Annotated in this window: 11 protein-coding genes and 3 pseudogenes; 8 read left to right on the top strand and 6 right to left on the bottom strand. The window is 36.4% G+C overall.

Going from position 1 to position 9,435, the window contains the following annotated elements; translation table 11 throughout:
- Positions 1-364: 364 nt before the first annotated feature.
- A complete protein-coding gene (locus AC1DOS_RS15070) occupies positions 365-1,114 on the bottom strand; it encodes a CAP domain-containing protein (protein WP_477538155.1) in 750 nt (249 codons plus the stop codon).
- A 474-nt stretch (positions 1,115-1,588) separates the two neighbouring features.
- On the opposite strand from AC1DOS_RS15070, the pseudogene AC1DOS_RS15065 reads away from it, so the two are divergent.
- A pseudogene (locus AC1DOS_RS15065) lies at positions 1,589-1,687 on the top strand (DUF4188 domain-containing protein); the annotation flags it as partial.
- Positions 1,688-1,787: 100 nt separating this feature from the next.
- Here AC1DOS_RS15065 and AC1DOS_RS15060 read toward each other — a convergent pair.
- Positions 1,788-3,050, bottom strand: a complete 1,263-nt coding sequence (locus tag AC1DOS_RS15060) for a DUF445 domain-containing protein (RefSeq protein WP_477538154.1) — start codon at positions 3,048-3,050, stop codon at positions 1,788-1,790.
- A gap of 84 nt (positions 3,051-3,134) precedes the next feature.
- Here AC1DOS_RS15060 and AC1DOS_RS15055 point away from each other — a divergent pair, with 84 nt between their 5' ends.
- From AC1DOS_RS15055 to AC1DOS_RS15045, 3 genes and pseudogenes are all read left to right on the top strand, one after another.
- On the top strand, positions 3,135-3,329 hold the full coding sequence (locus tag AC1DOS_RS15055; RefSeq protein WP_477538153.1) for a LytTR family transcriptional regulator DNA-binding domain-containing protein: 195 nt from the start codon (positions 3,135-3,137) through the stop codon (positions 3,327-3,329).
- Positions 3,330-3,425: 96 nt separating this feature from the next.
- Complete coding sequence (locus AC1DOS_RS15050) at positions 3,426-3,575, top strand: hypothetical protein (RefSeq protein ID WP_477538152.1); 150 nt, start codon at positions 3,426-3,428, stop codon at positions 3,573-3,575.
- 277 nt (positions 3,576-3,852) lie between these two features.
- Positions 3,853-3,936: pseudogene (locus tag AC1DOS_RS15045) on the top strand (YnfA family protein); the annotation flags it as partial.
- Here the strand turns inward: AC1DOS_RS15045 and AC1DOS_RS15040 are convergent.
- Positions 3,933-4,214, bottom strand: a pseudogene (locus AC1DOS_RS15040) (IS110 family transposase); the annotation flags it as partial. The pseudogenes AC1DOS_RS15045 and AC1DOS_RS15040 overlap by 4 nt on opposite strands.
- A gap of 4 nt (positions 4,215-4,218) precedes the next feature.
- Here AC1DOS_RS15040 and AC1DOS_RS15035 point away from each other — a divergent pair.
- From AC1DOS_RS15035 to AC1DOS_RS15020, 4 genes are all read left to right on the top strand, one after another.
- Positions 4,219-4,467, top strand: coding sequence for an AbrB/MazE/SpoVT family DNA-binding domain-containing protein (locus AC1DOS_RS15035; RefSeq protein WP_477538151.1), 249 nt, complete (start codon positions 4,219-4,221; stop codon positions 4,465-4,467).
- Between the two features lie 221 nt (positions 4,468-4,688).
- Positions 4,689-5,114, top strand: a complete 426-nt coding sequence (locus AC1DOS_RS15030; RefSeq protein ID WP_477538150.1) for a hypothetical protein — start codon at positions 4,689-4,691, stop codon at positions 5,112-5,114.
- 117 nt (positions 5,115-5,231) lie between these two features.
- A complete protein-coding gene (locus AC1DOS_RS15025) occupies positions 5,232-5,579 on the top strand; it encodes a hypothetical protein (protein ID WP_233260532.1) in 348 nt (115 codons plus the stop codon).
- A gap of 39 nt (positions 5,580-5,618) precedes the next feature.
- Positions 5,619-6,206, top strand: a complete 588-nt coding sequence (locus AC1DOS_RS15020; protein WP_477538149.1) for an SCO family protein — start codon at positions 5,619-5,621, stop codon at positions 6,204-6,206.
- A 470-nt stretch (positions 6,207-6,676) separates the two neighbouring features.
- Here AC1DOS_RS15020 and AC1DOS_RS15015 read toward each other — a convergent pair whose 3' ends face one another.
- Genes AC1DOS_RS15015 through AC1DOS_RS15005 form a run of 3 tightly spaced genes read right to left on the bottom strand, consistent with a single transcriptional unit; the run spans position 6,677 to position 9,092 of the window.
- A complete protein-coding gene (locus AC1DOS_RS15015) occupies positions 6,677-7,111 on the bottom strand; it encodes a hypothetical protein (RefSeq protein WP_477538148.1) in 435 nt (144 codons plus the stop codon).
- 11 nt (positions 7,112-7,122) lie between these two features.
- The gene (locus AC1DOS_RS15010) at positions 7,123-8,487 is read right to left on the bottom strand and encodes a PepSY-associated TM helix domain-containing protein (protein ID WP_477538147.1); all 1,365 of its coding nucleotides are present in this window, start codon (positions 8,485-8,487) and stop codon (positions 7,123-7,125) included.
- A gap of 32 nt (positions 8,488-8,519) precedes the next feature.
- Positions 8,520-9,092 carry a DeoR family transcriptional regulator gene (locus tag AC1DOS_RS15005; protein ID WP_108587355.1) on the bottom strand — a complete coding sequence of 191 codons (573 nt, stop codon included), beginning with the start codon at positions 9,090-9,092 and terminating at the stop codon, positions 8,520-8,522.
- Positions 9,093-9,435 lie beyond the last annotated feature (343 nt).

The following is a 9,435-nucleotide window of genomic DNA, read 5'->3' as shown; positions in this document are numbered from 1 at the left end:
ATGTGATATCAGAAAGAAACGGAGACCCACTGCAAATCTTTCCGCTTTTCTTAATAATTTTTGGCGTTTGAATCCGTCAAAGGCTCAATATTCACCTCTATTTATAAAAAAACGTTCTTGGAAGAACGAATACATTCCCATACATAATTCCATTGTTAGCTGTTTAAGTTTAAAATATACGATTCACGATTAAGAAGAAGCAGCAGAGGAACAATTCGAAATTTCTTCACATTCGTAAGGTGGATGCCAATAAGTTTGTGGAATGAAAGAGTGATTTAAACTCCAACGACAAAGAAAATGGCATAGAAAAAACGGCCATCTCTAAAATGAGATGGCCGTTTTTTCTTATTTTATTTTTCTCTTCTTATTTTTGAATGAATTGTTGTGTCCAGTAATTACCTTTTGCATCGTATCCAATACCAATATGAGTGTAGTTTCCATTCATGATATTAGCGCGATGTCCTGGTGATTCCATCCATCCTTTAACGACTTCTGCCGCCGTTTTTTGACCCATTGCGATGTTTTCAGCTGCGGCTTTGTATTGWATGCCTTTAGCYTTCATTTGATCGAACGGTGAACCTAGTGTTGGACTAGTATGAGAGAAATAGTTGTTCTTGCTCATATCTGCTGATTTTTCACGAGCAGAATTCATTAACAACGCATCAGTAGCAAGTGGTTTTAAACCACTTTTTGCACGTTCTTGATTCGTCAAAGTTAGAACTTGTTGTTCTATGTTTGAAATCGACCCTGGTTGTTGAGTTTCAGGTTTTGCTGCAGCTGGTTTTTCTACAGCTTGTGGTGTAGATGTAGCTGGTTTTTGTGCAACTGGTTTTGCTGGTGCAGGCTTAGAAACTTCTGCTGGCTTCTGAGCAACTTGTTTGATTCCTGCTTGTGATAAACCTGCAGTTTCAAGTTGTGCATAAAGTTTTTCTAGCATTTGATTTTCTAAGGCCGAGTAATCCACCTGGTTTGCTTGAGTACGTGTAGAAAAATCTGAAACATTATTAGTCTCGCACGTGGGTTTATATGATGAAAATGATGCTTCTGCTGTTGTTGCTTGACTTAATGAGAACACCATCGCTCCCATTGTTAAACTTAGTAACACTTTTTTCATTTTTTTATTCCCTCCTCTGCCACTTAGTCTATCTTTAAAATCTAGCAAAAAATTAGCCATTCGTTTCCAAGGCATCCAATGGAAATAAAAATCTCCATTTTTAAGGGTTAAAGACCTTAAGAAGTGTGTTATTTTAGAGAAATTCCCATCTATTTCAATTTATTTGGTGTTGACGTTCTTAAAATAGATGACATTCCCACATGTGAAACGTAGTCACTGTGATTCTATGATCCTGCCAAAGCCAAGTTACTAATGAAGAATAACAGGCTGTATTCCTACGCGTTTATGTTGAAATTAGTGAACGAATTGAACGAAACATTTTGTTAGAACAGGCGAATAATTAAAAGAAAAAAGCCGGGAGATTTCTTCCGGCTTTATAAATAACTAAAGATTTTTTGGGGGCAACTAAAATATATCTTTAGACAGAAAACGAGCCTTAGAAGAGATTCTAAGAGCTCGTTTTTTTGAGTATAGTTGCGTTTTAATAAAATTCTATCATTCACAAAGTGGGTACCAGTTTTAGCAATGGGTCCAATGATAAAAGAAATATATCAGAACCCAAGATGGGGTTTCCGTTAGACTAAATTTCTTTTTATTGGAGGAGGGCACTTATCCAGTATTGAAGAAGCTTTATGATGATAAAAAACGCCAATGCATTATTCGGWGTGTGAATTTATCCTGTGATTAGTTTGATTCCAGTTAGGGCTAGTCCAATTAAGCAACCGCATAATGCCCCATTCACACGGATCCATGTGATGTCATTTCCTAACTTGTTTTCAAGCAAGACTGTAATTTCATCGTTTGTCATTTTATCCAAATTATCTTTCACTAATTGCCCGATTTTTTGGTGATTTTGCTCGATAATATCAAGAATTTGCCCCTTTATCCACACGTCTAATTTCAATAAGGTCGTCGATTGTCCTTTCAATTTGGCAATTCCTTTTTTGATAATTGGCGAGAGTATGTCCTCTATGAAATTTTCTTGCTGAATGTATGTTAACAAAAGGTTTTGGATACGTTTATTTAGCGTTTCAAATAATGGTTTCATGTCATATTCATTCACTGAACTCTGTTTAATAGTTTCGATTTGTTGAATAACGGACTCGTTGTTTTTAACTTGTTCCATTTCAGTTCGGATATATCCAATGATTTTTTTTCGGTTTTCACTGGTTTCGCTATTTAAGTCTTCTAGAAAGTCCGTAATTGTAACATCGATGATTTCTGTCATTTTCCCACTAGCCATATTCATTAAAGATTTTAAGGCGAACCCGAAAATTTTGTTCTCTGAATTTTTTTCAATTGCGTTTGTGATCATTTTAGTAATTACATCTCTTGTCTTTTGGTCAGACAATTTGCTATCTACCACTTTAAGGGCCATTGTATATAATCTTTCATCCATTTGATTTTCTAGTGCTTTATCAATGGCTTTTTGGATCACGTATTCTGTTTTGATGCTATTCATAAGGTCTTTAGCCCACAATTCCAATTGAGGCTTTAATGGGTTTATATCCATATTACTAGCTAGATATATAGTGGCTTTTTGAAGTTGCTTTTTCATTTCATTACTTTGAAGTTCCGTCTCTACTTTGTCTAATAGCAATTGGGCAATTTGGACGTGTTTAATTTTATTAACAATACTTTCTTTCGTGAGCCATTCATTTTCTAATACATGTAAAATTGTTCCAATGATTCGTTCGCGGTTTTTAGGTAAGAGTGCTGTGTGCGGGATCGGGATATTGAGTGGATGTCGAAATAACGCTGTTACTGCAAACCAATCGGCCAAGCCTCCTATAAGACCTGCTTCAAAGCCTCCTTGCAACAACTTGCCACCCATGGAATCGTTAATCGGAAGGGTAGCCAAGAATCCCGCACCCATTATGCCGAGAGACCAATTTGCTATTTTTTTAGAATTTGCTTTTCTTTCTATTGTAGTCAATTGATGTCTCTCCTCCTCCAAAAAATTCTTTATATCCATTATAGGTTATCTCATCCTGTACTAAAAGAATGGTGGGAATAACAAATGACCGTATCTGGATTTGTCCAAGTAAAAGAGAAATTGTATGAACTGGAGAATACCTTGCATGCTCATCAATTTATAAGAATCTCGAAATTCGTCATTTCCAACATTTATGAAATGAGCAAATTTGAAGCATCTTTCAATGGCACGCTGTGTGTTCACTTTCGGGTGCAAAAGAATACTTATCGTCATAAGTAAGTGCAATCAAAGAATTACTGAAAATGAAAAGGAGGGTTAACTTGAAAGCATTTTTAAAGAAGTGTGTTCGGAATTGGAATAGGGGCCATTCTTTCGGTGTTTATCAATGTGAGCATCGTCGTTTTTGGTAATGAAAGCACGTTGGATGGTGATTTGTATGTAAAAAATGCATGGGGTTCCTTGCTTTGTGGCTGGTTTTTCGCAGTAGCAGCCATGATATTAGAAATGAAAAGATTGGCTCTTTGACTGCAAACACTGATTCACTTTATCTTCATTACGGTTCTCTATTTCATCTTTGCCAACTGGATTGGCTGGATTCCATACCATGAAGGAGTCTTCCTTACTATGATTACGCCTTCGCGAATGTCTATTTAATTATGTGGTGGTTTAATTATCTTTGCGAGTGTTCACGGAACTTGGATTAGGCCTCTTTTTTGTTGAACTAAGTGGCAGTTTACCCAAAAAGGTTACGTTATAATAGCTATATTAATTAAAGTAGGAAGTGACCTAAATGATTTAATCAATAGCATTAATTATACTGGCGGGTCTTGCTGAAATAGGTGGCGGCTATCTTATCTGGTTATGGTTAAGAGAAGGTAAACGATACATAATTTTACGTAGGTGCTTATTGCCGCGTTTATTAATTTTATCTTTAGCTATAAATTTCCCGGATTGGTACCGCAAATATCAATAGGCATTCAGTTGTCTGTTGTTGTCAAACCTCCGAATGTCTCCAATTTCTGCTATCATTCTGACAGCTGTGTTTACCACAATAGCTGGGATACTACGTAATATGCCATACTCTTCAAGCCTTTCGGCCAATGACTCCATCTTGCCGATACATTGTTCTTTCTGAAGGAGAAGCTCCTGATTGTGAGGTGTGTAGAGATTGCAGACAAAACGTATTGGGAAATTAGGACGAATCTTATTGCGGAAAGATATTTTAGATCGATTTCAATTAAAGGATGGCGATATGATTGATATTTCCTATAATGATACACAAATAATCATTGAGCCACATCGTCAATCCTATGTGTGTGCGATTACAGGTAAGATTTCAACTGAGGCAGTTAAAATTGGTGAGGCATGGATCAGTAAAGAAGGAATCAAGAAGTTAATTCAATATATGGATCAGTAAAAGCCTGAAATCGAATCAGGCTTTTTTTTATTGAAACATTTAGTTTTAAGATTTTTTTTATATTTTGTACGCACGTGCCGATGGGGGGCATTCTTCAGACTAGGAATACGAAGAAGAGGTTTGCAACATAATGAGTCACCAAATTATAGGAAATACTGTAACTTTAAATGGACAATGTTCGTCGATATCAGTCTCTTCATATTGTGTAAAGGGGTGGGACTATGACTAAAATAGCGTTTTTGCTTTTTATGTATATGGATGTATGTATAGCTATTGGGTTTTATATGTATTTAAGAAAAATTAAGAAACTTATCGATTTTCAATTAGGGATGAATATCAGCGTTGTAATGGGAGGGATGACAGCTTTACTATCCGGTGTATTACTTATACTACAATATCCCTTTCATTTCACTTGGATAACTGTTATTTCCACATTGGTAGGATTAACGGCTGGAGCATTGTTTGGACTGTTATTCGATTACCAAACGTTTGTGACAGGTTTAACGAATGGAGTCGTCATTGGGTTGATGTCACCGATGATCGGAACAGTTATAGAAATGGAATCCGTGTTTGTGTGGTTCATTCACGGCTTTTTTGTTTTAAGTTTACTCACTATTTTTATTTCAATTAAAAGGGTCGTGATGTAAACCTTGCTACTCATCATATTGCTATTTATTTGGAATCTAACTGAATCAGGTTATGTTTACAGGATTTTTAAAAAGAAACATTTATTATTTGACGATCGATTTACCAAGACGATGTGTATGGCCATAACTATGATATCTTCATTTGCCTTGGCACTTTACCTGGAACTATTGCTTCCTGCCAATCAAAAAAATTTTTATCTCCTTCCTATCTTAGGCGGATTGTTTATTGGTTGGAAATTCGGTGCAATAATAAAAGCCCCGGCTACTTTAAACGGTATTTATAATGGCACATTGGGAGGAATTATGGGAATGATGCTCGGTGTTGTACTACAAAATCCAGCTCTGTGCGATATCCCAATTGAGTCGGAAGCAATGATTGTAAAAAATATGTATAGTCTTGCTATTTTCACTGCTTGTCTTCATGCACTCATCAGTCACTTCATTCGTTATTCAATCAAGGTGTAAAATGCTCTCTTTTCGTGAAGAGCATAAAGGGGGATCCTAATGAAAGTATTTGTCATTGTAATGTTATTGGTTGTCGGATTTATGGCTTTTAACTTTTTATGGCCGAAGTCAATCGATTTGCCTCAAATTGGCACTGTAAAGGAATGGGCACTGACTGAAGTGAGTGGAGAAGGCGCGTCCATTAACAAAAAACCAAAACTAGTAACTTTCTTCTATACAAACTGTCCAGATATTTGTCCGACTACCATGTTGGACTTGAAAGATTTGCACCAATTAATGAAGGACAAAGGAATATCTGATGATCAGTATCTTATTGTAGCTGTGACATTAGATCCGACCAACGATACGAGAGAGAGAATTATACAGTACAAAGATACTTTTGACATTTCGAGCCCCAACTGGTTATTTTTAAGAGGCACGGAAGAAGAAACCAAGAAATTTACTCAATACTTCAATTTTGCCTATAAAAAAAATCAAGATGGATTTCTTACCCATTCCACATCCATGTTTGTGGTGGATTCAACTGATCAAATAAGAGCCCATCACGATATGGCGATGGGTAAAAAAAGGGTGAATATCGAAAAAGTAGCTGATCACTTGATCCAGTTGATAGAGGATTCGGAATAAATTTTATTCCTGAATCACGGTAAGGAAGTGAATTGTAATTTTGTATTTAATCAATTTCAATTAAAAGTTGGCGATATGATTGATATTTCCTTTAATGATACACAAATAATCATTGAGCCACATCGTCAAACTTATGTGTGTGCGATTACAGGTAAGATTTCGACTGAGGTAGTTAAAATTGGTGAGGCATGGATAAAGAGGGGATTAAGAAGTTAATTCAATATATTGATCAGTGAAGGCCTGGTGTGACTTCAGGCTTTTTTTATGTAGTCTTTGAGCAGTCGTGTGCGTTAAAGTTAGAGGCTGTTTGAAAGAGGCTAAGAACGATAATAAAAAACCACTACCTGTTTTGGTAGTGGTAGTTGGTACGTATTACATCCTCTATTTATATACTTTGATAGGTCTCACCGATAATTGATAGTTTCAATATAGAAATAACCATAAAATGTTGCAAGGTTCTTCAAATTTGATTAGTGATGATGGCTATGTCCTTCTTCAGGCGATTCTTCTTGTTTCCTATCAGTACTCATTACTTCACCAACGACAATTTGACGAGTGGGTTGAATTGTTTGAGAGCCTGTTTCCATCTTCGCCCGTAAATTGTATATTCCCTCTTCATCAAATGACGTTTGGATGTTCACAATCCCTTTATCATCTTGTTCAAACGGAACTTCTATAGTTTCCGTCTGCCCTTGTTTTTGCAAAACAAACGAGATTGGTTTAAGTTCTTCCTGATCGGAACTGTGAAGTGAAATCATTATATCTACTTGTGTATTTATATCAATTGATTCAGGCACAGTCCAGTCAATCTCCGGTGGTTGTGACATTGTATCAGTGGCATACGTACATCCTGATAACAAAAGGGCTGAACCTAATCCTAATATTACTTGAATTGTCATTTTCATCAGTGTTCCTCCTATGCCTGTAGCCAGTCTTTTAGTTTCGGGATGTAGGGAAGGATAAATTTATCAAAGATAAATACAACAATTAAGCTAATCCCAACAAGTGGCATTAGAATACCCATGACAATCATCAATCCCCATACAACACGTGTTACTTTGCGATTGTCAACTTTAGATGGTGCGCCAGACTTGGCAGCAGGCTTACGATTTCTCCACATGATGAATGAACTTATCACAATTAATATGATGCCTAGACACACAAGTGTTCCAATAATTTGATTCACTACACCAAATAATCTACCTTCATGGAACGAAATCCCTGCAGTCATAGCTTTAGCCATGATGCCGTAGTCTGCAAATCTTGCATCACTTAAAATAAAACCTGTATATGGATCAACATGGAGTGTCGCTTCATCTAATACTTGTCCGTTTGAAGATGTGATTGTGAACACACCTGTTTCTTCTGCCGGAAGTGAAATAGTATATGGCTTAGCAATTTCTTCTTTCACAGCAATATCATTTATCTCATCAATCGAAAGTGCAACAAACCCATTCATATCCGTTGTTGGAACTTCCAAGTTTTGAGTTGCCCATGGTACATCTGTAGCAATTTCATCTGTTTTGATTGATGATGGAGGTTTTTCACCATAGGATGTACTAAAAGGAGCATTTCCTGTGTTTGTTGATGTAGCTACTCGGTTCATGATGTCCCCTGAAACAGTCGACCAAGCAAGTCCCGAAAATAAAATGATCAAGATAGCACCGRATAGCCAAAAAGCAGTGACTCCATGCATATCACGCCATAATAGTCTTCCTTTTTGGCGGAAACGTGGTAATACAGTTCCCCATATTGAAGGTTTTCCACGAGGCCACCATACATATAGTCCAGTAATCATTAAGATGATCGCCCACCCTGCAGCTAATTCAACTAGTAAATTAGCAACGGATCCACCAACCAATAACTCACTATGTATCTWAACAATTTGATTCATAATCAAATCATCATCTTTCATTTCCMCAACAATTTTCGCATCATACGGATTGACATACACCGTTTTTGCTACATCTTCATCCATCACTCGAATTTCAGTCGTTCGATTTCCTTCTTCAAACTGTCGAATGGACGTAACGACAGCTCCATCCATTTCAGATGTCACTTCTTCCACTAATGCACTTGGCGCTAAGCGTTTTGCCGTTTGTGAAGGGATTTCATATAAGTCTTGATACATCGCTGCTTCAATTTGAGGTTTAAATAAATAGATTCCTCCACTAATTGCTAAACTGATAAAGATAGGGGTGAATAAAATCCCCGCATAAAAATGCCATCTCCAAACCGCTTTGTACCAGTCACCTTTTGTCGTTCGTTTCTGTTGGCTCATGAAATTCACTCTCCATCATCTGTATGTTTCGTTTAGTGCGAGTCGTGACAACCATGCCCATTCATTGCTTTCTCAATGGCAATCAATGCTTTTTCAAATGTAGTGAGTTGTCCGCCAAATCCTTGTTGAAACTGCTTTGCTTGTTTGTGTGAATCAAAGACCAATACTTCTGGTTGACAACAATTCATATGAGCGTTTGTCTCCATTAAGAAATAGGCTCTCTTAGCACTAATCGTTGTGTCTTTTAAAAAATCGCGACATATAATTTGAGAGATTCTTGATTCAATTTCGTTATAACGCAATAATCCACAATGCATACAACATGTTTGTTCGACCTGATGGTTTGTCAAAATAAGCTGAACTGCTAAACGACTTTGTACAGGTTTGGCGCAATAAGAACAGCCTTTTGGATTACCTTTTGCTAAGTCAATTAAAGTTACCCCATTTGATGTTTTGAGAACTTTTTGTTCCTTAACCAATGAGGAAACATCACGGTAAACCGTCATTTCTGACACTTCTAGTCGTTCACTAATTTCTGCTATTCGAAGTGTTTCTTCTTCTTGAAGCCATGTTAAAATTTGTTGCTTTCGTTCAATTGGCAACATTTTTTATCACCATCCTTGTAAGATAAAGTACATATTTTTTGAAAAGTTCACTTATTATTAGAATATCAGAAGAAAAGTTTTTTTTATGAACAACGTGTGAATTTTTGATGATTTTTGTTTCAAATAAACAAAAATCATCAAAAAAAGAATTGGATTGAACCATCCCATTCCATTTTGCGCAATTACTATTCCTTGAGTGAAAATTAAGATCAGATTAATAAAAAGCCTGAAATGACTGGCAGACAGCATATATATCTACGATTTTTTCTGCATTCTAAAACTTCATCTCTAAAAGCGAGATGGCCGTTAATTTATGTTTATTATTTGAAGGACTGTTCTATAC

The sequence above is a fragment of the Paenisporosarcina sp. P5_A11 genome (assembly GCF_056400705.1).
Note: the sequence above shows the minus strand (reverse complement) of the source record. Positions and strands in the feature narration are given on the sequence as shown.